This is a genomic window from Dehalobacter sp. TBBPA1 (assembly GCF_040931655.1).
Classification (GTDB): domain Bacteria; phylum Bacillota; class Desulfitobacteriia; order Desulfitobacteriales; family Syntrophobotulaceae; genus Dehalobacter; species Dehalobacter restrictus.
This window is the reverse complement of sequence record NZ_CP162385.1, coordinates 21,170-46,532: the sequence shown is the minus strand read 5'-3', so window position 1 is coordinate 46,532 and position 25,363 is coordinate 21,170. Positions and strand designations below refer to the sequence as shown.

23 protein-coding genes, 1 tRNA gene, 1 other RNA gene and 1 pseudogene are annotated in these 25,363 nt (G+C 43.3%); 8 read left to right on the top strand and 18 right to left on the bottom strand.

The genetic code is table 11. The features are described 5' to 3' along the window. Positions 1 to 49: 49 nt before the first annotated feature. From recR to AB3489_RS00180, 10 genes are all read right to left on the bottom strand, one after another. Positions 50 to 646 (bottom strand): recombination mediator RecR, encoded by a 597-nt coding sequence (gene recR, locus AB3489_RS00225; RefSeq protein ID WP_368293488.1) that lies wholly within the window; start codon positions 644 to 646, stop codon positions 50 to 52. An 81-nt stretch (positions 647 to 727) separates the two neighbouring features. Further along, entirely contained in the window at positions 728 to 1,066 is a 339-nt protein-coding gene (locus AB3489_RS00220) for a YbaB/EbfC family nucleoid-associated protein (protein ID WP_015042278.1), read from the bottom strand. A gap of 108 nt (positions 1,067 to 1,174) precedes the next feature. Continuing rightward, entirely contained in the window at positions 1,175 to 2,851 is a 1,677-nt protein-coding gene (gene dnaX / locus AB3489_RS00215) for a DNA polymerase III subunit gamma/tau (RefSeq protein WP_019224872.1), read from the bottom strand. A 184-nt stretch (positions 2,852 to 3,035) separates the two neighbouring features. Further along, positions 3,036 to 3,302, bottom strand: an RNA gene (gene ffs, locus AB3489_RS00210) — signal recognition particle sRNA large type. Between the two features lie 77 nt (positions 3,303 to 3,379). Further along, positions 3,380 to 3,473 (bottom strand) — tRNA-Ser (locus tag AB3489_RS00205). 127 nt (positions 3,474 to 3,600) lie between these two features. After that, entirely contained in the window at positions 3,601 to 4,227 is a 627-nt protein-coding gene (locus tag AB3489_RS00200; RefSeq protein WP_368293487.1) for a TetR/AcrR family transcriptional regulator, read from the bottom strand. Positions 4,228 to 4,244: 17 nt separating this feature from the next. Beyond that, on the bottom strand, positions 4,245 to 5,360 hold the full coding sequence (locus tag AB3489_RS00195; RefSeq protein WP_019224874.1) for an ABC transporter permease: 1,116 nt from the start codon (positions 5,358 to 5,360) through the stop codon (positions 4,245 to 4,247). Between the two features lie 15 nt (positions 5,361 to 5,375). Then, positions 5,376 to 6,299: an ABC transporter ATP-binding protein gene (locus AB3489_RS00190; RefSeq protein ID WP_019224875.1), complete on the bottom strand. Its 924-nt coding sequence runs from the start codon at positions 6,297 to 6,299 to the stop codon at positions 5,376 to 5,378. Continuing rightward, positions 6,300 to 7,214, bottom strand: coding sequence for an ABC transporter ATP-binding protein (locus tag AB3489_RS00185; RefSeq protein ID WP_368293486.1), 915 nt, complete (start codon positions 7,212 to 7,214; stop codon positions 6,300 to 6,302). Further along, positions 7,207 to 7,995 (bottom strand): efflux RND transporter periplasmic adaptor subunit, encoded by a 789-nt coding sequence (locus AB3489_RS00180; RefSeq protein ID WP_368293485.1) that lies wholly within the window; start codon positions 7,993 to 7,995, stop codon positions 7,207 to 7,209. The genes AB3489_RS00185 and AB3489_RS00180 overlap by 8 nt, the downstream gene beginning before the upstream one ends. Before the next feature lie 256 nt (positions 7,996 to 8,251). On the opposite strand from AB3489_RS00180, the gene AB3489_RS00175 reads away from it, so the two are divergent. Then, positions 8,252 to 8,920: a hypothetical protein gene (locus AB3489_RS00175; protein WP_368293484.1), complete on the top strand. Its 669-nt coding sequence runs from the start codon at positions 8,252 to 8,254 to the stop codon at positions 8,918 to 8,920. Positions 8,921 to 9,102: 182 nt separating this feature from the next. On the opposite strand, the gene AB3489_RS00170 is transcribed toward AB3489_RS00175, so the two are convergent. The 3 genes from AB3489_RS00170 to AB3489_RS00160 form a co-directional block, all read right to left on the bottom strand. After that, positions 9,103 to 10,839, bottom strand: a complete 1,737-nt coding sequence (locus AB3489_RS00170) for a CotH kinase family protein (protein WP_368293483.1) — start codon at positions 10,837 to 10,839, stop codon at positions 9,103 to 9,105. 51 nt (positions 10,840 to 10,890) lie between these two features. Further along, positions 10,891 to 11,616, bottom strand: a complete 726-nt coding sequence (locus tag AB3489_RS00165) for a DUF4956 domain-containing protein (RefSeq protein WP_368293482.1) — start codon at positions 11,614 to 11,616, stop codon at positions 10,891 to 10,893. Between the two features lie 98 nt (positions 11,617 to 11,714). Further along, on the bottom strand, positions 11,715 to 12,395 hold the full coding sequence (locus tag AB3489_RS00160; RefSeq protein WP_019224881.1) for a polyphosphate polymerase domain-containing protein: 681 nt from the start codon (positions 12,393 to 12,395) through the stop codon (positions 11,715 to 11,717). A 116-nt stretch (positions 12,396 to 12,511) separates the two neighbouring features. Here AB3489_RS00160 and AB3489_RS00155 point away from each other — a divergent pair, with 116 nt between their 5' ends. Both AB3489_RS00155 and AB3489_RS00150 read left to right on the top strand, forming a co-directional pair. Then, entirely contained in the window at positions 12,512 to 13,759 is a 1,248-nt protein-coding gene (locus AB3489_RS00155) for a CapA family protein (RefSeq protein WP_368293481.1), read from the top strand. Between the two features lie 308 nt (positions 13,760 to 14,067). Then, positions 14,068 to 15,330, top strand: coding sequence for an ammonium transporter (locus AB3489_RS00150; protein WP_368293480.1), 1,263 nt, complete (start codon positions 14,068 to 14,070; stop codon positions 15,328 to 15,330). A gap of 146 nt (positions 15,331 to 15,476) precedes the next feature. Here the strand turns inward: AB3489_RS00150 and AB3489_RS00145 are convergent, their stop codons facing one another. Beyond that, positions 15,477 to 16,118 carry a hypothetical protein gene (locus AB3489_RS00145; RefSeq protein WP_019224884.1) on the bottom strand — a complete coding sequence of 214 codons (642 nt, stop codon included), beginning with the start codon at positions 16,116 to 16,118 and terminating at the stop codon, positions 15,477 to 15,479. A 282-nt stretch (positions 16,119 to 16,400) separates the two neighbouring features. After that, complete coding sequence (locus AB3489_RS00140; protein WP_368293479.1) at positions 16,401 to 16,769, bottom strand: helix-turn-helix domain-containing protein; 369 nt, start codon at positions 16,767 to 16,769, stop codon at positions 16,401 to 16,403. A 220-nt stretch (positions 16,770 to 16,989) separates the two neighbouring features. On the opposite strand from AB3489_RS00140, the gene AB3489_RS00135 reads away from it, so the two are divergent. Together AB3489_RS00135 and AB3489_RS00130 are read left to right on the top strand one after the other, a co-directional pair. Next, complete coding sequence (locus tag AB3489_RS00135; protein ID WP_368293478.1) at positions 16,990 to 17,193, top strand: helix-turn-helix domain-containing protein; 204 nt, start codon at positions 16,990 to 16,992, stop codon at positions 17,191 to 17,193. Positions 17,194 to 17,456: 263 nt separating this feature from the next. Next, on the top strand, positions 17,457 to 18,818 hold the full coding sequence (locus tag AB3489_RS00130) for an MATE family efflux transporter (RefSeq protein ID WP_368293477.1): 1,362 nt from the start codon (positions 17,457 to 17,459) through the stop codon (positions 18,816 to 18,818). 152 nt (positions 18,819 to 18,970) lie between these two features. Here the strand turns inward: AB3489_RS00130 and AB3489_RS00125 are convergent, their stop codons facing one another. Together AB3489_RS00125 and AB3489_RS00120 are read right to left on the bottom strand one after the other, a co-directional pair. Further along, the gene (locus AB3489_RS00125) at positions 18,971 to 20,578 is read right to left on the bottom strand and encodes an L-lactate permease (protein ID WP_368293476.1); all 1,608 of its coding nucleotides are present in this window, start codon (positions 20,576 to 20,578) and stop codon (positions 18,971 to 18,973) included. A 180-nt stretch (positions 20,579 to 20,758) separates the two neighbouring features. After that, positions 20,759 to 22,027 carry an S-layer protein gene (locus AB3489_RS00120; protein ID WP_368293475.1) on the bottom strand — a complete coding sequence of 423 codons (1,269 nt, stop codon included), beginning with the start codon at positions 22,025 to 22,027 and terminating at the stop codon, positions 20,759 to 20,761. A gap of 286 nt (positions 22,028 to 22,313) precedes the next feature. On the opposite strand from AB3489_RS00120, the gene AB3489_RS00115 reads away from it, so the two are divergent. Further along, positions 22,314 to 23,717, top strand: a complete 1,404-nt coding sequence (locus AB3489_RS00115; protein WP_368293474.1) for a diguanylate cyclase — start codon at positions 22,314 to 22,316, stop codon at positions 23,715 to 23,717. On the opposite strand, the gene AB3489_RS00110 is transcribed toward AB3489_RS00115, so the two are convergent. Further along, positions 23,703 to 24,068 (bottom strand): hypothetical protein, encoded by a 366-nt coding sequence (locus tag AB3489_RS00110; protein ID WP_368293473.1) that lies wholly within the window; start codon positions 24,066 to 24,068, stop codon positions 23,703 to 23,705. The two genes, AB3489_RS00115 and AB3489_RS00110, sit on opposite strands and share 15 nt — an antisense overlap. Positions 24,069 to 24,479: 411 nt before the next feature. Between AB3489_RS00110 and AB3489_RS00105 the strand changes: the two genes are divergently transcribed. Both AB3489_RS00105 and AB3489_RS00100 read left to right on the top strand, forming a co-directional pair. Next, positions 24,480 to 24,716: a hypothetical protein gene (locus AB3489_RS00105; RefSeq protein WP_368293472.1), complete on the top strand. Its 237-nt coding sequence runs from the start codon at positions 24,480 to 24,482 to the stop codon at positions 24,714 to 24,716. Then, positions 24,692 to 24,877: pseudogene (locus AB3489_RS00100) on the top strand (chromosome partitioning protein ParB); the annotation flags it as partial. The gene AB3489_RS00105 and the pseudogene AB3489_RS00100, both read left to right, overlap by 25 nt. Between the last annotated feature and the right edge of the window lie 486 nt (positions 24,878 to 25,363).

Below are 25,363 nucleotides of genomic sequence, written 5' to 3'. Positions count from 1 at the left end.
TACTCCCACAATGATCAATATAATCTAAAAATACGGACCGACATCTGAATTACAGCTGACGTCTGCCTTCGAGCGCCCGGGCAATGGTGACTTCATCCGCGTATTCTAAATCTCCGCCTACCGGCAGGCCATGCGCGATCTTTGTCACTTTAATCTCGATGGGTTTTAGGAGCTTTGAAATATACAATGAGGTGGCTTCACCTTCAACCGTTGGATTCACTGCCAGTACAACTTCCTGAACCCCTTCCAGCCGGTGGAATAATGGAGATAGATTAAGCTGCTCCGGCCCGATCCCTTCCATTGGCGACAGTACACCGTGTAAGACATGATAAAGCCCTTTATATTCGCCGGTCTTCTCCAGCGCAATCACATCGCGGGGCTGTTCTACGACACAAAGAAGCGTTCTGTCCCTGCGCTCCCCTGAACAAATTTTACATGGATCAATATCGGTATAATTCCCGCAAACCGTGCATTGTTTGATATCCTGCAACGCTTTTGTCACTGCCTGCGTCAGTTCACCGGCTTGTTCCGGATGCCTCAAAAGATAAAAGGCAAGGCGCCCTGCAGTCTTCGGCCCAACTCCAGGCAAGCGAGAAAATGCCGCAATCAAATCGGATACTGGCTGAGGATAATATAGATAATCCATAAAATGTATACTCTCCAGAATTTTTCTAGTCCCTTGTCAACCTTATACTGATTAGATTTAGCGTTAAACGGTATCAATGTTTTAGAATAATCCGGGAATATTGAATCCTCCGGTTGCTTTGGCCATGCCGTTCTCGACCATCGCCTGGGCATTCCTAAGTCCCTGGTTGACTGCAGCTTTAATCATGTCCTCGAGTAGTTCAGCGTCATCCGGATCAATCGCTTCCGGCTTTATCTTGAGTTCCAGAACTTCCATTTTACCGCTGACAACGACTTCCACCATGCCGCCGCCTGAAGATGCCTGAATACTTTGACTTTCCAGTTCTTCCTTCGCTTTCATCATATTCTCTTGCATCTTCTGTGCCTGTTTCAGCATCTGGTTCATATTGCCCATTCCGCCGCCGCCTTGTTTAAATCCCATGAATAACACTCTCCTTATTCGACTATTCTTTTTTTGCTATTGCTTGATTCTTTTTTCTAACATTCGTTTGCCCGCTTATGGCTCGCTTAAAGCTGTCTATCATCTATATTACTTTTCTTTTCGCACCTGCACAAGCTGATCTCCAAATAATTCGCGGGCTTTTTGGACCAAATAGTCGTCTTCAGCTGGTCCCATCCGGTCCGTTACTCTTTTTTTTGACTCTGTAAAATCCGCAGCTTCAGCCGGCAGAGCCTGAACCTCACTTTCAATAAGGTTGTTCAGACTGAGTTTTCTACCAAATGTTTGCAGAAGTACTTCTTCCACAACATTTTTATTTTCTACCTGATTGAATTTGTCCCGGTGGAAAGAATAGCCGTCTTTAAAAACCAAATAGACCTGATCATCTTTTACGGCAAGCGGTTTTCCCTCCAGCAGGAAAGCATGAGTAGATCTTTTTCGTTTCCGGACTTCCTCGAGTATTTCCGGCCATTTATCCTGGACCGTCTGGAAGTTGACACTGCCTTGTTCAGCAGCAGGTAAGGTCTCAGCCATATTCTGGTCCTGTTCGGTGGTTTCAACTGCCTTCGTTGGAGCCTCATCCTTACTTTCAGCCGGATGTTTACTGGCCGTCTGCACAGCCTTTTGCGGCTGTTTAACGTGCGTTTCTTTAGGCCGGTTTTCGGTTGAATCAGTTGAACCCCCCGCTATATCTGCTCCAAAAATGGTCTGCACCAGAATCATTTCCGCTGCCAGACGGGCATTTGTCGCGTAGCGCAATTCCCCTTCACCCTTCAGAAGGACATTGATCCAGCAGAGAAGCCGGTTCAGACCGATTGCCTGACTCTGCGCAACAAGCCGCCGGGTCATCTCAGGTGCCATCAAAGGTTCCTGACCGCCGGCCAAATATAAAAGCGCCTGCCGCAGATAGTCCAACAGTTCGCGGATGATTTGCCGGGGATCCCGACCCAGAGAAATTCCTTCTCCGAGCTTAGCCAGGGTCAAAGCATAATCTTGATTCAGCAGGGAATCCGTCAGATCTGCACTGAAAGTTTCCCCAACCATGCCGATCACCTGATAAACATGCTCCATCCTAATAGGATCATCCTGCAGTAGACACTGGTCCAGGATGCTTAATGCATCGCGCAAACCACCTTCGGCCTTAGCCGCGATAACCCGCAGTGCTTTGGTCTCGATATCCCGCCCTAAAGCCTGACACACCTCCTGCAGTCTCATCGCAATGCCTTCCGCGGAAATGCGGTGGAACTCAAATCTCTGCACTCTGGATAAAATCGTCAGTGGCACTTTATGGGCCTCCGTCGTTGCCAAGACAAAGACAACATTGACCGGTGGCTCCTCCAATGTTTTGAGCAAAGCATTAAAAGCCTCAGGTGTGAGCATATGGACTTCATCGATAATATATACTTTATATTTGCCGCCAGACGACGCCAGCTTTACTTTCTCTCTTAAATCCCGGATTTCATCAATGCCTCTGTTGGAAGCGGCATCGATTTCCAGGACATCCATCGCATTTCCTTGCTCAATATCCAGACACGATGCACACCGGCTGCACGGTTCAGCGCCATCCCGGTCGGAGCAGTTCAGTGCTTTCGCCAAAATCTTCGCTGCCGAAGTCTTTCCTGTACCCCGGGGGCCGCTGAACATATAAGCATGTGCGACCTTATTCTGGTTCAGTGCATTAGTCAAGGTTATTTTGACATGTTCCTGGCCCACCATCTCACTGAACTTTTTGGGCCGCCACTCTCGATAAAGTGCAAGATATGCCATGTTATCACCCGTCACTTCCTAAATTCATAAAGAATACTTGGCCGACGCCAAGCCGTTGGCGGAAGCCTTAGTTGCACTTAGATATATCAAAAAGCAATATACTTTCGGATATACGACCAGAAACTTGAATTTTCTGATACACCAAAAAAGATGGTCTCCAAAAACCACCTTATATGAATAAAGACCGTGCACCTTTGATCGAACCAAAACCTCCGGACGTTAACCCTGCTCAAATGTTCATTCCCGGTCACCTCGCGGCACACAGAACTAACTCCTTAGTGCTGCTTCCGTCAGGATCTGACACGGTTCAAAGCGTTCCGTTGCGCAAGACCAGAAACTCATCACATTCAAACATGGACTGCTCCGACGACCAGATCCTCATCAAAGGAATTAAACCCCGCTATAGCGGATTGCGGGTTACAAGGAACCGCTGACTCCCCGTCTAGCACGGTCAAACTTTATTATACCATGAAAAAGAAAGTAAATAAATAAAAAGCCTTTAAATGTCAAGGCTTCGAATAATGTCAATGGCGGAGAGAGTGGGATTCGAACCCACGACACAGTTCATCACCATGTACCCGCTTTCCAGGCGAGCGCCTTCGACCAACTCAGCCATCTCTCCGGGTCTGAAACAGCAATTATTCATTAATATCAGTTTTTCGCAAAAGATTAACAAAGTCGCAAATGTTATTATACTGGCTCGGACAGCGAACGTCAACTCTAATTCAATATTAATGTTTCTACAGCTTTTACCCGTTCTGCTCATCAGCCAAATTTACTTTCAGTTCTGTCAAATTAGCTAAACTTGCTTCCTGCTTTGTATTGCTTAACGGTTCAACGGCCCCGAAAATGAACATATTCAGGAATTCCAATCCGACCTGTTCAAAAGACATGCCGCTCTTCAGGATAAACTCAGGACTGAGAATCTCTGACATCGCTGTTAACAGTGATGTCTTAAAAATCCCGGAATCTACTCGTAAACGCAGTTTACTGCTGACCAGAAGGTGATCGATCAGCCTGTCAATCTTTTTCTGACGGATCTGGTCAATTTTTTGCCAGAGCATCGGATAATGATGGCTTAAGTCAGCTAAAAACTGAGGATTGATCAGATAAGAAATATTCTGAAGAGCCCCGGCAATGATCGTGTTGATATCTTTTGAATCGGAAAGTCTCAAATTCCTGGCAATAATTTCATCCGTTACCTTATCAATTGTTGCTTCAAACAAGTCTTCTTTGCTGGCAAAATGACGATAGATCGTTCTTTTACTTAATCCGGCCGCTTTGGCCAGTTCTTCCATGGAAAGACGGGAAAAACCCAGAGCATTCTTTATAGTAAGCTGTTCACAGGCCAGAATAATTTTTTCTCTCGTATCCACGATGTTAACTCCTCTTTTTAGGCTATTTTCTTCTTAAACTTCAGAATACTGATCGTAAGAAACAACACTGAAAATAAAATCAGGCAGATGACCTGGCTGACCAGGTAGGAAAAACCAATTCCTTTCAGAACGATTCCTCTGATGATGTCCAGGTAATATGTCAGCGGAATCACATCGCTGAGATAGTAAATGATCCTGGGCATGGCGTCCCGCGGGAAAAGAAAACCCGAAAGCATAATACTCGGAAGCATGATAAAAAAGGACATCTGGAAAGCCTGCATTTGATTTCTGGCAATATTGGATATCATGATACCCAGACCTAAGGACGCTGTGATAAAGAAAAGCGTCAAGCCATACAGTTCCAGCAGACTCCCTTTGATCGGAACTCCAAACACCAGGACCCCGACCAGCAGGGCAACGGTAATCTGGATATAACCCAGAAAGATATAAGGAATAATTTTTCCGATCATTAGCTCATACGACTTGATCGGCGTAACAATAAGCTGCTCGAGCGTTCCCTTTTCCCTCTCCCGGACCAGGGACATCGATGTCATCATCACCATAGAAAGTGTCACAACAATTCCCAGGATCCCGGGCACCATATAATAAGCGGTAATTCCGTCCGGATTATACCAGGCCCGTACTCGGATGTCGTACGGCGGATTAGTCAGATCGATATGCAGTTTCTGAGTGATGACTTCCTGTGATTTCAGCAGGCCGATGGAATTAGCTGTCGCCATGGCCTGGTTCGCTACCATATTGTCGCTCGCATCGACAATCACCTGGACAGGGGCAGATTCGCCTTTTTGCACGTTATTGGCAAAACCTGGCGGAAAAACGATCCCGACCTTCGCGTTACCGCTGTCAATCATATCATTGACTTCCTGAAAGCTATTGGCCGCATAAAGGACGTCATAATATCCGGAAGCACTGAAAGCCTCCAGTAGATCTCTGCTCTCCTCGCTAAGAGACTGATCAAATACTACCGTCGGGATATGTTTGACTTCCGTTTGGATCGCATAACCAAATAGAAGCAGCTGAATCAGAGGAAGCATAAACACCAGTCCCAGTGTCAGTCTGTCTCTGCGGATATGCAGAAACTCCTTATAAAGAACAGCCTGAATTCTTCCCATTCGTATCCTCCTCGTCTATTCGGCGTATCCCGAGGTTCTTTGCTGTTTGGCCAAAGCTACAAAAACATCTTCCAGAGAAGGCATAATAATTTGAGGTTCGCAGGCCAAGTCCTGCTCCAGCTGCGAAACATCATCCTCTCCTGTCAGCAGGACGTGAAGGAGCGCCCCGTGGATCGTACACTCCTTAACATAAGGCAGTTTTTCGATTTCCTTCACGCGTTGCATGCCATCCTTGAGCTTTAGCTCAACCATGCAACCTTGAATTGATTTTTTCTTGAGTTGGTCCGGACTATCCACCGCCATCAGTTTCCCGCCGGATATAAACGCGGCCCGATGACAGCGTTCTGCTTCATCCATAAAATGGGTTGTTACCATGACCGTGGTTCCCTCATTCGTCATTTTTTTGATGATCTGAAAGAACATTCTGCGGCTGGTCGGACTAACTCCGCTGGTCGGCTCATCTAGGAAAAGCAGCGGTGGTTTGGCAATGATAGCGCAACCCAAGGCAAGCCGTTGTTTCCAGCCCCCGCTTAAGTTACCGGCAAGTTCATTTTCCCTTCCTGTCAGATCGGCCATCGCAATCATTTCATCCATTCTCCCGGATAAATTTTTGCGCGGAATTCCATACAGACCTGCATAGAATTTTAAATTCTCTTTCACTGTAAGGTCATCATAGAGGCTAAATTTTTGAGACATATAGCCGATGCTTTGTTTAATTTTTTCAGCTTCCTTTCGGAGATCATAGCCCAGAACTACCGCAGAGCCCCCGGTTGGTTCCAAAATGCCGCAGAGCATTCGGATTGTCGTCGATTTACCCGCGCCATTCGGTCCTAAAAAACCAAAAATCTCCCCTCTTCCGACCCGAAGCGAAACGTTGTCAACTGCGGTAAAGTCACCAAATTTTTTTATCAGGCCTTCGGTAATAATCACATTTTCCATCTATTTTCCTCCTGCCATGATGACAAAGACATCTTCAATGGAAGGGGCCACTTTTTGCAGCTGGCTAAAGGTGCAGCCCTTTGTCGTAAGGGTCTGTTCAATCAAGGCTTCTGCCTCGACGTTCTTGTCCATGATCAAACGGTACTTGTCTCCAAATAGGGAATAATCCAGGATTCCATCTGTTTTCCCGAACAGCCAGGGTTCTTTTGTATCAGCCATAACCTCCCAGACCTGATAAGGGAATTTTTCTTTCAGGCCCACTGGCGTATCCAGCACATGAACGCTTCCTTCATTCATGAACGCTACCCAGGTACAAAGTTCCGCCTCATCCATATATGGGGTAGACACCAGAATGGTCATTCCTTCCCGGTTCAACTGGTATAGAATCTTCCAGAACTCCTTCCGGAATTCCGGATCAACACCATAGGTCGGTTCATCGAGAATCAACAGTTTCGGCCTGGTGACAAGCGCGCAGGTCAGCGCCAGTTTTTGCTTCATTCCGCCGGAAAGTTGATCCGCAAATCTTTTTTTAAACGCAACCAGGTTGGTGATTTCCAGAATCTCTTCCGAACGATGGATAATGACTTCTTTTTTAAGGCTGTACATCTCCCCGAAAAAGAGTAAGTTCTCCATGACCGTAAGGTCGCCATAGAGGCTGAAACGCTGCGGCATATAACCAAAATTTCTGGCACCGGCGTCTTTTCCTTTTTCCCGTTCTCTGTCCGTGAGCCCCAGAACCCTTACTTCACCGGCATCTGGGGTCAACAGCCCGCAGATAACCCGAATGAGCGTCGTTTTACCTGCTCCATCCGGACCAATCAAACCAAAAATTTCTCCCTCGCTGACGTTCAGACTTACATCGTTAACGGCCAGCAGAGATCCAAATTTTTTAGACAGCTGATTTACCTTAATCATTGGCCGTCTCTAGCATTTTGATCACAACATCTGCCGGCATGCCTGGTTTCAATAATCCTTCGGGATTATCCACTGCAATTTTGACTTTGTAGACAATGTTGGCCCTTTCTCTTTTGGTTTGAATCGTTTTGGGCGTAAATTCTCCCTGGCTGGCAATTTCAGCAATCGTGCCTGTAAACACCCTGTCCAGACCACTGATCGTGAAATTCGCTTCCCTTCCCAATTCTAAAAATGGCAGGTCATCTGTCGGTATATATACGTTAATCCAGACCTGGTCCAGATTGACAACCGTGGCCAACGTGGATCCGGCCGTGACATATTCACCAATTTCATAATCTTTGGCTTGAATGGTCCCGTCAATCGGAGATTTTATCTGCAGATCAGCCAGCTGCGCCTCCGTTGCTTTGACGACAGCCTGCATCAGCATTACCTGATCTTGGGCAGCTGTAATTGTATGGTCACTGCTTCCCGACGGCAAAGCATCCAGATTGTTTTGAGCAATTGCTACATTTAGTTTATCCCTTTCCAGCTGGGCTGCCAGATCATTACGCTGTATCTCGGCAATGATATCTGCTTTCTTGACCTTATCCCCGGATTTTACCTGAAAATTCTGAACCTTGCCGGCGATCATCACACGCAAATCCACGGTGGTAGCTTCAATTGTACCGGATGCCTCAACCGTCCCGTCATCAGAAGAATAAAAATATTCCCACCCCAGATAGCCTGAAAGCAATACAGCTGCAGCAATAATGGCTGCCACGATTTTCTTTTTTTTCGCCATTTTCGCGTCCCCTTTTCAAATATGCTTTTCTTTTTCTCTGCCGTTTCAGCAATATCATACAGGATGTGATACAGTTTATCCATTTATATTTTATACGGAAGTCACGAATTTATGACTATAGTGACATTGTAGCATGACAACATTGTTTTGCAAGATAGGAAATCAAACAGAATGAAAAGTTGGCTATATTATTATTTTTTTGGCATACTGAAAATAGTGTTGTATCATTTTTTAGACTGCAAAGGAGGCTAATTCAATGAAAATTGTCCCCGAACCTATTACACATGTATTAAAGAAAAAGCATGCCCTCTGGAGCATTATCGTTCTGGCTCTCTTGTTTTTTAACGGATGCTCTCTCGCCAAACCGGAACCGAAACCGGCCCCTTCTCCCTCCAGCGAGCAGACTGAAAATATTGCCGCGTACATTCCGTTGAGTGTCGGCAATTACTGGTTCTATGAAGGAATCGGTAACGAATATGCTTCGTATACAGAAAAAGTTACGTACCAGCAGCGTAATCAATACCAGGTCATTATTGACAATGGCGGCACTGTCACCGCTAACAGGTATGAAGTTGCAGCAGACCGTATTGTTAATACCTTCAGACAGTCTGAATTCTATGAAGATAAAAACATTTTGAACCAACCGTCAAATATTGAGGCCGTCCTGCTGCAATTACCGCTTGCCGCAGGCAATTCGTGGACCAGTGAAGGAAATTCATATGAGATCATTGACACGGCCGCCACGGTAGAAGTGCCAGCCGGGATTTTTGAAAATTGCCTGACTGTAAAAATCACGTATCCTGAAAGCGGAAATTACAGCTTATATTACTATAAGAAAGACGTCGGTCTGGTCAAATCCGAGTACGTGATGCCGGAAAATGAAAAAGTAATCTCCCAGCTTAAAGAATATAATGTCCAGCACTAGTGCCTTGTCAACCCTAAAATTTATGTAAACCATTGAGGGGAATTTTGTATGGCAAGGAGCTGCAAGACAACGCCGTATACTGAAATTTTACCAGTAGGAATATGTAGATTTAGGATAGGCATGATACTAAATAAAGAGGGTTTGCTCTGAATCAATGTTCAAACAGCAAACCCTCTTTATACTTAAATCGAATGCTTGTTCCTTTTTTTCAGGATAGCCAGACTTAAAATTATAAGCACGAATGCCGCACCGCCAATAAGATAATCTTCTCGACGGTTTATCCATCTATTATTAGAATTCTGACCCGGCGCTTCCTGCCAATTTATGCCCGGTATCTTTTGCTTATAATCCATTCCTTCTGGCATATTTCCCGGTGGCTGCATGCCTTGATCCTGTCTTATATCGGGATGTATTCCCTGCAGCCCTTGCTCTGCCCGTTGTCCCCATTGCGCCTGTTGTCCCTGTCTTGTCAGCGGCGGCTGTAGCCCACCTGCATTTTCACCGGCCGCATCCTCTGTTGTTCCCCATGAAGGTAGTTCCCCGCTTAGCTGTTTGGAGACATTATCAATCCGGTCCCGGATAAATGCAACCAATCCTATCAAATCTCCGCTTCCCGGCATATTCTTTCCAGCCCCAAAGCCGCCTCGGGATGTGGTCTTACTGTCTGTTATAGGTTCCTGAGAAGAGCCTTCGCCGATTGCTTGTTCAAATTGTTCCAGCGTATAGAACTTGGTTGGGTCACTTGCGACATAAGGTCTAATCAGATCAGCGGTTTTCTCGATTTTAGCCGTCATTTTCTCCAAAGCAAAAGGCCCTTGGATAAAAGCTTTCATGTATTGGTGATAGACGTCCTTATACGCCTGTACTTCGAGTAGTTTGCCCAGCAGTGGGCGCTGGTCTAATGACGTTCCGGAAACCGGCTGATCAATAGACAGCGCAGTACCTCCGCCAAATCCACCAAAGGACAAATTATAATCCCAGGGGAGGAAACTGAATACTCCGTTCTCCTCATATAAATAATAATTGTGGGTAAACTGTCCCTGATAGCTGTCCATATTGACAAGTACGGTATTAACTGCAAAATATCGTAGGATCTCGTCAATATTCAGGTACGTTTCTAAATCACCGCCCTCATCTAGTGCTTTGATCATCTTAACTAAAGCCTCATTGCTGCCTTCTTTCAAGGCGGTCACAGCTTGCAGGCCGCTGTAGGATTCAATATTGTCATCACTGTAAACCAAATCGTTTCCTTTACCCCGATCGCCATACGGTTTATAGAGTGTCCCATGGTCCTGGCCAAAGTACCTTTCCGCATATGCTTCTTCAACGCCCTCAACTGCCAGATACAAACCTGCTGGATGATTATTGATATAAAGGTTCGCGTAGCAATAAGCAGGAACAGGAACGTTCATCTCTTTCAGCAGCGAGTAGGATAGGTATTCCCGCATACAGGACGCATCACCCCAGCCATTGTTCAAATTCAGTTTGGTCAGACCCGAAAGGCTTTGCCCTTCAATATAATGATCAAAATCAATTTTAAAGCTGTAGCGGTCGGAATTGCTTTTCAGGACTGAATTAAGGCTGGAATTGCCTTTGGTGCGGATTCCGACACTTTTTGTCTTCAAGCCATCAATCACAACCTGAGCCTCTTTATATTCTTCCTCTGCGGGATTTTGCAGCATGTCCTGATAATCCGCCTCAGGGATTGAAATGCGAATTTCGATGACTTTGTCAGGATCGAAGAAACGTTCCATATAAGCAGAATAAACTGACCCTGCGGAGGAGCTGCCTGTTCCTGTTCTTCCAGTGTTCAAATGGACGGCACTGTCTCCCTGCTTGGAAGACAGTACTGAATAGGCGGTCGTTAAGGTGCATACTGCAAGCAGGGCCGCAACAATCCCTGTAATTTTTTTGTCCATGTTTTAACCCCTCTTTTTCAGGCGTCGGATGCAATGCTGCTTAAAGGATGATTACACTGCAAGCTCTCCGTTATAACTTACCAGGACAACATCGTTTACTCCTTCTATAGCTGCCAAGGTATTGACAAAATCTGTGTTATCAACTCTTAATCGCACTTCAACGGTAAGCTCGATTCCCTGTCCGCCGCGAACTGCTTTTGATTTAATTTTCATTCTTTTGACATGCTCCGCCAGCTTTAACAGCAGCATTCTTTCTGCCTCGCCGTTATTGCAGTTTGCAACCACCATATAAGGAATTTCATTGGTTGTCTTACTTGTAAAAATAATCAGCATGATTCCGACGACAATCGACCCGCTAATGGCCAGCAGATACTGCCCTGCCCCGCTGACGATTCCCGCTGCGATGGCCCAGAAGATAAAGACAATGTCCATTGGATCTTTGATTGCTGATCTGAAACGTACGATACTTAAAGCTCCAACCATGCCGAGAGAAAGAACGATGTTAGACGTGACACCCATGATGATGAGTGTGGTAATCATTGCCATCCCTACAAGAGAAACGTTAAAGTTCCTGGAATACATGACCCCATTGAACGTCTTCTTATACACCGCATAGATAAACAGTCCGAGTAGAAAAGAAATCAGTAACGTAATCGCCACATCAACAATAGAAAAATTTGTGACTGCGTTTTCAAGAAAATTGTTTTTAAAAATATCTGCAAAGGTAAATGTTTGATCTGTAGCCGCCGTTGTAACGGCAGTCGTTGTTGCATCCATAATACTATCCTCCATTAAGATTCTAAATTATTTTGATGTTGAGGTTCAATTTTGCGCATTTAATCCGCATTCTTTGTATTTATTTATCTTTTGCGTTTTTATCCGTATTTCCGGCATAAAACATATTTTGAGATTGCTGCCTTCTGTCTGCTGTCTAATTGAATCAGGTTGGCAATATGACTCGGCAGGTAACAGTCATATTTAATTTCCAGAATCGCTGTATCACTCGCTAAAGCATAGGCCAGTGGGGTGGTAAAATCCAAAAAGCTGGTTGCAGCGAGTCCGGTTTTTACATCACCGTCGATCGTGATTCTTACCCTACCCGGTTCCCATATGTAGGCCTGACGTTGATACTCTACAATTGTCTTTGGCTTAAACAGGCCAGTTCTCATTTTCGTATAAAGATGCCGGCATACAGCTTCCGGACAATTTTTCAAAAATTGATAGTTGCCGTTGATTAAGTCTTGACATTCCTCTTCGGTCAAAATCGCACTCTCTTTAAAGCCTGACCCATCGTTCTTGACTTTTTTCTCAAGCCGGATGATTGCTGTAGAATGATCATATGTTCTGATTCTAAATTTTTCCCGATATTTAGCCCCTATCAACTTCTCCAATAATGCCGTATCATTAATATCATCAAAGTAAAGACTTCTGACGGTATTAAAGCCTTCCGGCCCGGTATGTTTGTCCTTGGGAAGCACCCTATTTAAACGGTTGACCAGTACTGCTCTGTCGAAGTTATTGATGCTCATTTTAATTTCCTGGCGATATTTACTCACATGCTCACCCCCTGTCGCATATTCCAACGATCTTTTGATGATGCTATTTTATCCACTCTATGTGTCATTAATGTGAACGCTGGTTAACAAATTTGTGAAGAATTTAGGTGATGGCTATGTTAAGAAAACGTTGGCTTCCTATATTTGCAGCGGTGATCTTACTTCTTAGTGTTACCGTTTGGGAAAAAGCCAAGACACCGCTGGCTTCCGAATCCACAGAACTGATGCCTGCCGCCAATGATGCCGTTTCTGAAAGTAATTCGTCAGAGACCGCTGCTTCTGAACCTGAGGCTGCTGAATCTACGCAAATTAAACTTACGCTGCTTGGGGATATCATGTGCCATCCAACGCAATACGAGGCAGCCAAGATAAGCGGAGGCTATGATTTTAGACCTTCTTTTGAAGAAATCGGGGAGGATACAAGGCTCGCCGACCTGACTCTTGCCAATCTTGAAACGACCCTGGCCGGGAAGGAAATGACTTATAGCGGTTATCCTTCTTTTAATACCCCGGAACAAGTGGCTGACGCTGTCCGGAAAACACTTGGTGTAGATGTTGTCTCTACCGCTAATAATCACTCTTTAGACCGGAATTTTTCGGGCCTAAGCCGGATGATCGATTTTCTGGATCAATCTGGTCTGAAACATACGGGAACCTATCAGACCGCCGAAGACAGTCAGAAAATTCTGATCCAGGAAATTTCCGGCCTGCGTATCGCTTTCTTAAGCTATACCTATGGCACCAATGGGGTTACCCTTCCTGAAGATAAAGCTTTTGCTGTGAATTATCTGGACCGGGAAAAAATCCTTAGGGATGCTGAGAAGGCGCGCGCTCTGGGAGCAGACTTAGTTATTGCCTCTTTGCACTGGGGAACGGAGTATGCCGTAAAACCCTCCGCTGAACAGATCAATCTGGCCACCTGGATCTTTGAAAATACGGAGGTTGATATCATCGCCGGCAATCATGTCCATGCTGTCCAGCCGATCACCTTTCTCCAAGTAAAAAGCAAGTCCACTGGTAAAGAAAAAGAAGGATTGGTGATCTATGCCCAGGGAAATTTTATTTCCGATCAAAAAACAGATACGGCGAATATGGGCATCATGGTTGATATTTTTCTGGATATCCGTTCTGCTGAAAAACCAGTTATCACACATGTTGCATACTATCCGACCTGGATTGATGAAACTCCAGGAGCCGGTCCGAAGACATATCGCGTCTTAAATGTGACAAAGGCCCTGGCCAATTATCAGTCAGGGCAGGATCCGCTGCTGGACAGTGCAGATTATGCAGAGATGCTGGCATATGTATCTCAAATTAAGCAAACTATCCCTTCTGAAAATAAGATTCGTTTCGCCAACAAATAATGTATACAGTATATTTGTCTGTATACATTATTTATCATTATTATCTCTTTACAGCCTGCTGAATGTTCATTATATTTTTCTTAGGCAAAGGAGCCACAAAAAAAGCCAGCCTGCAGGCCGGTTTTTTGGGGGCTTCTTTTTTTGATGTCTATGGACGGCGGAACAGGAAGCGTGGAGGCGTCTAAATAGCCTTCACGGTGTTGAATACGTCACGGACGATAAAGTAATTCGACTGGACCAATGTCGCGATGCCATGAATGTCAAAAACCTGCTGGCAAGGATGGCAAGGATAAAAAGGAGAGATTGTAATGAATTATGGCGATATTGCCTTTATGCTTTTCAGCACCGCCCTAGTTTTTTTAATGATACCCGGACTCGCTTTTTTTTATGGAGGGCTCGTCAAAAGACGCCATGTCCTGTCGATCATGATGCAAAGCATCGCTGCAATCGGAATTATCTCGATTCTCTGGATTGTTATCGGTTATACCCTGGCTTTTGGGCCGGATATCGGGCATTTGATTGGCGGATTGGACTATGAAGGCTTAAGAGGTGTTGGTCTGAATCCCAAAACAGAAAGTGCAACAATTCCTCATATGTTGTTTATGCTCTATCAAATGATGTTTGCAATCATTACTCCAGCTATTATGACCGGAGCAACAGCGGAGAGACTGCGCTTTCCAGCCTATATCCTTTTAATCTCCCTGTGGAGCCTTTTGATTTATGTGCCTCTTACCCATTGGGTATGGGGCGGAGGCTGGCTGGCTGATCTGGGCGTCTTGGATTTTGCCGGAGGGATTGTTGTCCATATTAGTTCGGGCTTTTCAGCCTTGATTGCCGCTTTGTATATTGGCAAACGCTACCATAAAGACTCAGAACAGGCTATCCCACATAACATTCCATATGTGATTCTTGGCGGAGGTCTCCTGTGGTTTGGCTGGTTCGGGTTTAATGGCGGTAGTGAACTGGCTGCAGACGGTATTGCTGTGCTTGCCTCGACTACTACGCATCTGTCTGCCTGTGCCGGACTACTGGGATGGATAATTATTGAAAAACTGCTTCATGGCAAACCAACCGTACTCGGTGCTGTCTCAGGCATGGTTGCAGGGCTCGGCGCCATCACACCTGCCTGCGCTTACGTGACTCCGCTTGCTGCGGTCTTGATCGGACTGGTTTCTTCAGGTTTGTGCTACTTTGCAGTCGCTTGGCTGAAAGTTAAACTGGGTTACGATGATGCACTTGATGCTTTTGGTATTCATGGTATTGGCGGGACCTGGGGAACCCTGGCTGTCGGCATTTTTTGCACCACGGCTCTAAACCCCAATGGTGCGGATGGACTTTTCTATTCCGGGTCATTTTCCCAGGTTGGGATACAACTTTTGGCCATCCTCGCAACTTATGCTTACTGCGGCGTCATGACCTTCTTGATCCTTAAAGTCATCAGTCTCATTACTCCTCTTGCAGCAACGACTGAAGAACAGGAAACAGGCCTTGATATCAGCCAACATGGCGAAAGCGCCTATCCAGACATTGAAGGAATGACTTCGGATTCCGCCTGGAATATGGTGAATTAATAAATGGCTGTAACGAAATATACCAGATAGAAATTCTTCTATATAAGCCACTAAACCATTAAAAAAGGATTTTCACCGCGTTCACGGTGAAAATCCCTTTTCAATTTTGCCAGGAAAAAGTATACTTGAATTTTTAAATGTAACAATTATTGGGCAAAGGAACGGCTTAAAGATTCGACTTGAACTGCATAAGCCGATTTGTAATGCCCATTATTCTCGTAAAAGGTCAACCTGCCGTTGATCCCCAATCGATATGCCGTGTACGATTCATATTTATTCATATAGACATCCTCTAAATACTTCAGATATCCACCGGCTAAGTAGGTCGCATAATATTTGTCTGCTGACAGGAGTTCCCCGTTCGGATAAGGGATCTCTTTATGATAATATTCGGTGATAGCCATGTAGGCCGTTTTAGCTGTAGCCAATTTCATTTGAGTTGTATTGTAGGATAAGGATCCACCATCCATATTGGTGGCAGGCACATATTTTGATTCTTGGGCAATTAAGGCAAACAGTTCATAAGGTTCCAGCTGAAAGGTCTCTTCAACGCTCGCAATATACGCTAGATATTCTGGGTCGACCTGATAGTCTCTGGCAATTCGTGCTAAATTCTCTTGTCTGTATGTTTGATCTTCTTTTGCACTAACGACGTTACATTCTTCTTGGCTTACTTTTTCCCTGTCTTCGGCAAAGGCGGCTGTCCCGACAAACATCACCTGTGCAGCAATCGTAAATGCTACCAGGAACATAGCCAGAAAACGGCCAATCCTTTTCTGTTGAAACACGGTCTTTCCTCCTTAAGGACTTTTGACAGCTTTTCGCCATCATCTTTTGTTATTTTGTCAGAATAAAATCTTTCTATGCTTGAGATCCTCCCATAATGTTTGTCCTGTATCTCAAGGTGACAAAATTCTACATTTTTTTACTTTAACCGATTTTACCACATTAAATCAAAAAACGCAAAAAAGAGAAACATTAATTTCCTCTTTTACCATTATATATGTGATTATTTTTTGATAATAGCGTCTTTAAAACGCCTCATATCCGTTTAAAGGCCGGTCTGCAGCTCAGGAGGAGTCGGAATCCCTGATCTTCTTTTTTATTTGCAGATACGTCAGCAGTTCTTCCTGATCTTTTTCTTCCCAGAAATCAAAGTCGTCCAATTTCTCTAAAACTTCCCTGAAATGAACGCTTTTATCCGCCAGGGAATAATACTCAGGTTCTGAGCCCGCATCCATCGTTTGTTCTCCTAAAAGGTAGGATACCGATACTCCTAGACCCAGGGCAATATCTGTCAGCCGGTCTAAAGAAGGCCTTCTTCTGTTTTGTTCAATATCACTCAAATAAGAGATGGAGATACCGCTTCTTTCAGAAAGCTTACGAAGTGTGAACTTTTTTTCTTTTCTTTGTTCTTTTATCCTATCCCCGACAGTCAACGCAATTTCCTCCAAATTTTCGATAATAGCGAATTAATACTAGTATAATCGCTGAAAAACGCCAGGTCTACTGAGCTACTATACATTTTTGACGTAAATACGCGCAACGTGGAAGAATATTCTATATTTTCTTGGGATTGGAACCTATTTTTAGCAGACGGCTAAATTTAATCATTGCATAATTACGCTATATGCGTAATTATTAGACAGAGGTGGTGTTATGTCCCTTGGTTCAAAAATTCGGGAGATTCGAAAGAAAAAGCATTTAAAACAAAAGGAACTGGCTAAGATTGCTGGTATTTCCGTTTCTTATCTATGTGAAATCGAAAGAGATAAAACAAATCCATCTATTAAAACACTTTTCCATCTTACTCAAGCCCTTGGAGTCCGTCTGTCGACGCTTCTCGGCGATCAGGAATATTAGGAACAGAATAATATTAGTATTTTTCAAATGAAAAGGATTTTTCTATGGAATGAAGTCCTTTTATTTTTTTGACAAATGCATACAAGAATATTTCAAAAAAACTCCTTGAAATATTCAAACAAAAATGCTAGTATGAATAATTATTGTTTTTCCGATAATCTGTTCAGAGGATAAAAACAACAAGCGGAAATCTTTAATTTACCTGAGTTCTTTAGGTAAAAATGTAGCCCAGTTTATGAAGAAACTGTAGAAGGAGACTGTACATGGATAAAAGTTTTGAATTCGGTAATAAGAGCATCGGGAAGCTATTATGGCAATTTTCCTGGCCGGCGATTGTCGGCATGTTGGTGAATGCCTTATATAATATTGTTGACCGGATTTTTGTGGGCCGCGGCGTTGGCACACTTGCGATTGCTGCAACGACAGTGGCCTTCCCAATTATGCTTCTGTTTATGGCACTCGCGATGCTAGTTGGTATTGGTGCAACAGCATTAATCTCCATCCGGCTCGGAGAACAGAAAAAAGAAGAAGCCGAGAAAATTGTGGGTAATGCACTTACTCTCTTGATTATGTTTCCGCTCCTTTTTATGGCCTTCTATTTCTCATTTGCTGAACAGCTCTTAGTCTTTTTTGGTGCTAATCAGGAAGTATTGCCCAATGCACTTGATTTTACCAATATTATTGTTGCGGGATCCGTTTTTGGCGCAATCGGTTTTGGCATGAATAATTTTATCAGAGCTGAAGGAAACCCTAGGATTGCGATGCTGACGCAAATTCTCGGCGCTGTGATTAACGGGGTGTTGAATTACATTTTTATTTTCCATTTGGGATTAGGTATAGCGGGTTCCGCATTCGCAACGGTCTCGGGCCAATTCATTACGTCGCTTTGGGTATTGGGCTATTTTCTTCTCGGCCACAGCACACTTAAGCTTCGCCTAAAAAATTTAAAACCGGATTTTTCGATCTATCTAGTCATATTGTCCATTGGCTTTGCTCCGTTTGCGATGCAACTTGCCAACAGTTTGCAGAATATGCTTTTGAATAAGAGTGTCATGCTTTATGGCGGCGACCTGGCGCTGTCTGCCGTCGGCGTCATTATGAGTATTTCAACATTGTTCTTTATGCCGATTATCGGTGTCAGCCAGGGTGCTCAGCCTATCATAGGCTTTAACTATGGAGCCAGGCAGTTTGAAAGAGTTAAGGCAGCGTTGAAGAAGGCCATCATCGCGAGCACCGGTATTGCTGTTGTCGGTTATCTGGTCATACATCTCTGGCCCGAACAAATTATTGGCTTGTTCAGTGACAACGATACGGCGCTTACAGTACTGGCAACTCACGTGATACTGGTATTTTTTACCATGTTCCCGCTGATTGGTTTTCAAATTATTTGCTCAAGTTACTTTCAGGCAGTCGGCAAGCCGCTTCAATCATCTGTTCTGAGCCTTTCCCGGCAGGTACTGCTCTATATACCGCTTCTTTTGGTCCTGCCTCATTTTTGGGGAATTGAGGGGGTCTGGCGAGCTGCACCGATTGCGGATATCTTATCCGTTCTGATCACCGCAATGTTGATAACGCTGGAAATAAGACGGCTTAGCAAAAATCAGCCTGCTGTCAGCGTAGGATAGTTCAGGCTGATATAAAACTGATAGATCTAAATAAAGAACAAGGGCTTCACAATTGTGAAGCCCTTGTTCTTATTTGGATGACCGGTTCTCAGAGATCGGGGCACTGAAGGATCATCTTTCAGCAGGGACTCTATTTACATATGATCTCCTGATTACACCAGGAACTTAAGCAAGGCGACCACCACAGCTGCAGTCACTGCTGACATGATGAGCGCGAAAATAAAGGCAACGCGCATAACTTTGTTTTCTTCACCAAGTTTATCAATAGATGCGGCCGCATTTTGGAGCTTTGCCGGGGAAATTACGCTGGCTAGTCCTCCACCAAAGGCTAACCCGGCTGTAACGATGATAATACCCTTAAGTCCCCAGTTAAGATTCGTTGCTGTAGACATGGTATATTTTGCAAACATCGCAATCGTCGAAGCTTCACTTCCGGTAATGAATCCTCCGAATAATCCGATAAAGCTTACAACAGCACCGTAGGCTCCATGAAAAGCCTGTGCGGAATAGTCTGCGAGTACTTTAACCATACTTGGGCACAGTGTTTTCGGCAGTGCGGCATTGAGATTGGAAGCCATATTAAATCCAGACATATTCATGACTTCACCGATCGCAAAGAAGATCGCCGCTGAGAAAACAGGTTTTGGTGCCCTTCGCCACCAAACTTTTATTGAATCTTTAATTTGGGCGGCTTTCGGGCGCATAATCGGAATCGAAATCAAGATGCTGACCAGAATCCAGGTATAGGCATTCCATAAAGCTCTGGTTGCTATCGGCTTGCCATCTGCAGATAAGCCGGGAATACCGAGCGTCAGTGTCCGGTATAAATAATCGAAAGATTCCTTCGGCAGGTTCAGCGCCAGAATCAGAACGATTAAAAGCAGCCAGGGCATAATGGCTTTCCACAAAGGATATTCATTTTCATAGGCAAGTTCTTCTGGCGTCAGCCGGCTTCGATCAATAATTTTTTTACCCGTTAGCTTAAGGTACAGGATCATTACAAGAATGACTGCAAAACCACTTAAGACTCCTGTGAGGACAACCAGATTGTCATAATGATTGGTAAAATAAGCGACAATCGAAATGGTAATGCCCGTAACCAATACTGGGACAATCCCCTCTTTGACGGCTTTCCACTTTCCGACAATCCAAAGCATCGAAAAGCCAATCAGGGTAGATACAACCGGCAAAAACATAAAGAAGATGCTTCCGGCCTGAGAAAGGGTAATTTCATTGCCCTTTCCTAAAAAGCTGTTCGCGATATCCACAAATACCACAATCGGGGCACCGAGTAAGGCATACGTACACAGGGAGTCATATCCGATCGCCGGTAAAGCTATGGCTACATACGTAGAGTATCCCATCGCAATTAAGATAGGCGGCAGAAGAGATACGGGAGTTGCCCCGACGGCAACCATCAGGGTTCCAAATCCAATGTTAATCATCATAATCTGAACGGCTCTGTTTTCACTGGCTAAGGTTTTAATAAATATAATAATTCGTCTTAAGGCTCCTGTCTTTTCCATATAGGCCATTTGCAGCAGCGATGTGGCTACGATCAATGATACCGAAAAAGATTTAATAAGACCGGCCAGTGTCGAGCGTACAATGACTTCTCCCGACGTCTGGAAAAACAAAAACGCCACAAGAGAAACAGCAAGCCAACCCACAATTCCACTGGTATGGGCTGGCTTTTTAAACACAATAAGCATAACAACAATGACTACTATTGGCAGCAGTGCAAGCAGTAGTGGCAACATTCTCTCCCATCCTTCCATTCTACAAGTATATTTTTTTATTACTACCTACTTATAATATATGATTATGTTCAAAAAAAAAAGAACTTTTTTTGCTTTTTACTTTTTGCGTTTTATGTTTCAGACCAACAGAAAGGCCCGCTTTTCACATAAAAAACGAGCCAAAACTGAAGATTTTTTCAGCTAAGGGATCCTGACATATTGCGCAGGGCCCGGAACAATGATCCATCCGTCATAAATGATGCTGATACTGAAATAGTAGTACTCGCCGGAAACTAAATTACCCTGGATATCGCCCTGATAATAAGTGTCAGCATTGATTGTCACCGAGGTCCTGTTCCGGTCGGTAATCCATTCCAGATAACCGTCATTTGGATATTTTGGGTTAGGATTACTCTTTGAAATGACCACTTTGTAGCCTTCAAAATTTGCTGCTTCTGAAGCTGGCCAGCTCAAAATTAAATTACTGCCGCTAGCTGTTGCCGATATGGCAATCGGATCCAAGCTCTGTTGGACACCTTCCTTCTCTGCTAGTGGATCGTATCCATCGGCCGGATACGTGACATGAACGGCATTTCCGGCAAACTTGCCATCGCTGTATAAAGCCGTCACACTAACGTAATACGCCTGTCCGGGAGTCAGATAACTACCAAAGTCTCCGCCGTGATACGCTGTGCTGTTGTCGATTACCCATCGGCTGGTGCTTTGATTGGTAATGTAGGTCAAATAACCGCTACTGGGATAGGCCGGTCTGGAATTATTTTTGGAAATAACGACCTTATAGCCCTGGAAGCTTTCACTGTAAATCGGATTCCATTTGATAATGAGCCGGTTGTTGTCCGTAGAAACGGTCACCTGAGGCGCCTTTGAAGAGGGAGATACAGCCGGTTTGACAGTGGGTTTTGTTTCTGTAGCCGGTGTTTCCTTAGTGGGTTGCGTTGTTTCGGTCGGCGTTGCGATAGCTTCCTCGGCAGGTTCCGGTGAAGAGACAGTCGTACCGACCGGATATGTCAGTTGCAGACTGTCACCCGGAACGGTCTTATCCGAATAAAGCACCGTAATGCTAAAATAGTATTTTTCACCAGGGACAAGTTTCTCGCCAAAGTCTCCGTTTTTATATGCTTCACTGTTATTGATCACCGCACTGGTCGTGGTCCTGTCGGTAATGTAGTATAAATACCCGTCGTCAGGATACTTCGGATTCGGATTGCTCTTTGAAATCACCACTTTATAGCCGGAAAATTTAGGATGATCAACCTGGTCCCAATGTAAGATAAGTTTATCACCGGAAATCTCCCCGTTCACTGCCACAGCAACATATGGAGTTTTATCTTCGCCTATTTTTAATCCGGGCCAGTAAGCATTTTGCGCATAACCATAGGTGACTATACCTAAACAAAAAATGACTGCACATATCGCAATTGCAATATTTCTAGATAAACGAGGTTTCATGGTTTTTTCTCCTTTCATACCACCGTTTGCATCGAGTAACTTACTCTCAATTAAAAATAATGTAAAAATAAGATTAACTACGTGAAATTTAAATTCTACAGTATTAATTTAATTCCTTTTTCTTCCTTAATATTTAGGAATTAAGTCCCATCAAATTAGGAAATATGGATCTGCATAATCCCAAATGATAGTTTGATACAAACGGAGAGGAGTATGTCATTTAATGTCGAATCATTGATTCTAAATACACTTTTTTAATTCTTTCTAAAGGAGAGGAGGGACTATGATGAAAGAGCCAGTTGAGTTGATCCAATCAAATCAAACATTTTTAATTAGACGTACCTTAGAATATGCAAAAATGCATAATTATACAAAATATACCTCTACTCTGGAAGAAGCTTGGCGTACATCAATTGACGGGTTATCCGAAGCTTTAATCTCAGTTCTCAAGTCCTGTGAATCTATACCTGAATTAAATGTGGATGAAGATTATGTAAATGATCCAATTGGTTCTTTTGGGATACTTGAAGCACAGCTTCATCGTAAACGTGGCGTTACCCTAGAAATGTTTTTAGGATTGATGAAATATTATCGTCAATCCTATCTCGATCTGATAATAGAAACTTATAGGAAAAAAAATATAGATTGTGATTACTTCTTATTGTTTATTAATCGGTTTTTTGATCGTGTAGAATTAGCTTTTAGCAGTGAGTGGATCAACGAGAAAAAGGAAGTACTTACGCTAAGTCTTCAAAATACAAATCGTATGATGACGAATGAAAAGAATAAGTATTTAACAATATTTGAAAGCATTCCAACTCCTTCGATCATTTTGGATAGTGATAATATGATTGACAACATGAACAATGCTGCTAAAGAGTTTCTTAAGTCTGCAGGAATTGATGGGACATCTTATTATTCCAGTGAAAAACCTAAAATATATTTTGTACATGCATTACCTTGGCTCGCAGAAGAATTCACTACTTTTATCAGCGGAAATGATATTGAAATATCCATTGAAAAGAATTTGAAGATGCTCGAATTAGGAATTAGGAATCTGGTTATAAACTTTCACCGCATGCTGGACGTAAGTGAAAAATATAAAGGTACAGTGATTATATTTACGGATTTAACATATAGAAAACAAATTGAGGACAGGTTAAAATTTATCAGTTTTCACGATGATCTTACAGGATTATACAACAGAGCATTCTTTAATGAAGAATTGTTAAGACTGTGTTCAGGCAGGTCTAATCCAGTAGCTATTATAGAATGTGATGTTGACGGGCTTAAAGTAGTAAACGATACTTTGGGACATCATGCCGGAGATTTGCTTATTACTTTCACTGCTTCAATACTTCGTCGTTCTGTCCGGGAAAACGATGTTGCTGCCCGGGTAGGTGGTGATGAATTTGCAATTGTTTTACCAAATTGTTCACCTGGCTCATTAAAAGAGGTCTGTCAAAGAATCGAATTTGAACTCGAAAAACATAACAAAGAAAACTCTTACTTACCTGTGAGTTTTTCCATTGGTGCTGCATTAGGGAATGCTCATAATGGCAGCTTAGATCACATTTATAGGAATGCTGATAATGAAATGTATAAAAATAAACAAGAAAAGCGGGAGCAATATAAGCTTTGGTTCAACTTGTTATATGCTAAGTATGGGGACAAACTATTTAATAGCTAATTTACTTTGCCGCCAGGCCATGGATGACAGCCCGAGCGCGCCCCGTTTGAATTTCACTTTCTTATTAAAATAAGCTTCATCTTGCGATGAAGCTTTATCTTCAATGGCGGAGAAGGTGGGATTCGCTCCGCTCGCCTTCGGCTCGCTTTCACGCCGGGGCGGGAAAACCCTCCCATAGGTCGGCTTTTCTTTATCCGCCCGTTCGAATCCCACCTTCTTATTAATATAAGCTTCATCTTGCGATGAAGCTTTATCTTCAATGGCGGAGAAGGTGGGATTCGAACCCACGTGCCCTTGCGGACAACCGCATTTCGAGTCAGGGCCGTTACAACCACTTCGATACTCTTCCATATATATTTTACCGCCGAAGCGGAAAAACGCTTTTTAGAAAACTGTTAGCAAAGTGTTAGCATTCGCAAAAATTTTTCACTCATCCGGCGCTAACAAAGCCTGATGGTTACTGGGTTTTCGCCGAGCGGTCGAGCCTTTGACCGATTTGATTTCGAGTCTAACTGCTTAATTGTACTTTAACGGTAGATGGAAGTCAATACATGTAGATAGTATTCTCCGAAAGCCTTGTGAAATCAGGGATTTCGGGAATTTTTTTCGTGTTTGCCAGGAAAATTAGGCATTGCAAAAATCAGCGAAAAAATTGCGTCCAACCCTGTTTTGGATAGAACTCGGATAGAACTCGAAAATTCTATCATTCTTAACCATTAAAACTCACTTCACCACTTGCCGTTGACAAATTTAAGAAAGTGAATGAAGCAAATGAATTTCAATGAATATTGCCGTTCGGTAATTGATCGTTATCCTGAATATGTCACACAAAAGGAAATGTGTGCCATCTTGGGTATTTGCGTATCAACAGCCTACGATTATGTTAGCACATCAGAAGACAGGAGACAACGGATAACAGTTACCGATATCCTGCTGTATCAATACAAAAAGATTAATGAATTAGAAAATGAGTATACCAAAGATTTCGGACAGATTTAACTTCTATTCAAGTTGAACAGAAGTTAAAAGGAACATCATCAAGAGAAACTCTAGCAAAACAATCTGGTGAAAGTGGTCCTCAAATATTCCGGTATATCCGTTTAACTGAGCTTAGCCCCTCCATTCTTGAAATGGTGGACGAAGAAATCCATACGTCACCAAACAAGCCTGACACACCTTGTTTTAGCGGAAGTCGGAAGCTATGGCCTGCCGGAGGATGTCATGAATGACAAGTCCAAATCACAATTTATTTCATTTCTTATAAAGCCTTGTTCTTGTCCTTCTTTTATAATTTCCCTAATTTAAAGAAATTTTGATTAATAAGCTTTGATTTGAATTCTGGAAAATATTTTTTAATGTCATAAAAAAATAAAGGCGTTATTTTAGTTGACTCTATTATTGTTAATAAGAATCCTAAATAGTTTATTTACGGGATTATCAATGGACATTACAATCTGATCACCTAGAACTTGTAGTTGGTTTATTACAGTCATTATTACTATCTCAATAATCTCTTCTTTGCTGTCAAAATAGCGGTTAAAGTACGTTTACTGATATTAAGATGTTCAGCTAGTTCATCGAAACACTTTTAAAGCCCTTATATTGATACAACTCATAAGCTTTAAGTACTATTTTATTACGTGTAA

Excerpts from the sequence above, each read along its gene's own strand:
- recR (WP_368293488.1), bottom strand. The coding sequence starts at position 646 with ATGGATTATCTATATTATCCTCAGCCAGTATCCGATTTGATTGCGGCA.
- AB3489_RS00220 (WP_015042278.1), bottom strand. The coding sequence starts at position 1,066 with ATGGGATTTAAACAAGGCGGCGGCGGAATGGGCAATATGAACCAGATG.
- dnaX (WP_019224872.1), bottom strand. The coding sequence starts at position 2,851 with ATGGCATATCTTGCACTTTATCGAGAGTGGCGGCCCAAAAAGTTCAGT.
- AB3489_RS00195 (WP_019224874.1), bottom strand. The coding sequence starts at position 5,360 with ATGGGAAGAATTCAGGCTGTTCTTTATAAGGAGTTTCTGCATATCCGC.
- AB3489_RS00190 (WP_019224875.1), bottom strand. The coding sequence starts at position 6,299 with ATGGAAAATGTGATTATTACCGAAGGCCTGATAAAAAAATTTGGTGAC.
- AB3489_RS00185 (WP_368293486.1), bottom strand. The coding sequence starts at position 7,214 with ATGATTAAGGTAAATCAGCTGTCTAAAAAATTTGGATCTCTGCTGGCC.
- AB3489_RS00180 (WP_368293485.1), bottom strand. The coding sequence starts at position 7,995 with ATGGCGAAAAAAAAGAAAATCGTGGCAGCCATTATTGCTGCAGCTGTA.
- AB3489_RS00175 (WP_368293484.1), top strand. The coding sequence starts at position 8,252 with ATGAAAATTGTCCCCGAACCTATTACACATGTATTAAAGAAAAAGCAT.
- AB3489_RS00170 (WP_368293483.1), bottom strand. The coding sequence starts at position 10,839 with ATGGACAAAAAAATTACAGGGATTGTTGCGGCCCTGCTTGCAGTATGC.
- AB3489_RS00165 (WP_368293482.1), bottom strand. The coding sequence starts at position 11,616 with ATGGATGCAACAACGACTGCCGTTACAACGGCGGCTACAGATCAAACA.
- AB3489_RS00155 (WP_368293481.1), top strand. The coding sequence starts at position 12,512 with ATGTTAAGAAAACGTTGGCTTCCTATATTTGCAGCGGTGATCTTACTT.
- AB3489_RS00150 (WP_368293480.1), top strand. The coding sequence starts at position 14,068 with ATGAATTATGGCGATATTGCCTTTATGCTTTTCAGCACCGCCCTAGTT.
- AB3489_RS00135 (WP_368293478.1), top strand. The coding sequence starts at position 16,990 with ATGTCCCTTGGTTCAAAAATTCGGGAGATTCGAAAGAAAAAGCATTTA.
- AB3489_RS00130 (WP_368293477.1), top strand. The coding sequence starts at position 17,457 with ATGGATAAAAGTTTTGAATTCGGTAATAAGAGCATCGGGAAGCTATTA.
- AB3489_RS00125 (WP_368293476.1), bottom strand. The coding sequence starts at position 20,578 with ATGTTGCCACTACTGCTTGCACTGCTGCCAATAGTAGTCATTGTTGTT.
- AB3489_RS00120 (WP_368293475.1), bottom strand. The coding sequence starts at position 22,027 with ATGAAACCTCGTTTATCTAGAAATATTGCAATTGCGATATGTGCAGTC.
- AB3489_RS00115 (WP_368293474.1), top strand. The coding sequence starts at position 22,314 with ATGAAAGAGCCAGTTGAGTTGATCCAATCAAATCAAACATTTTTAATT.
- AB3489_RS00110 (WP_368293473.1), bottom strand. The coding sequence starts at position 24,068 with ATGGAAGAGTATCGAAGTGGTTGTAACGGCCCTGACTCGAAATGCGGT.
- AB3489_RS00105 (WP_368293472.1), top strand. The coding sequence starts at position 24,480 with ATGAAGCAAATGAATTTCAATGAATATTGCCGTTCGGTAATTGATCGT.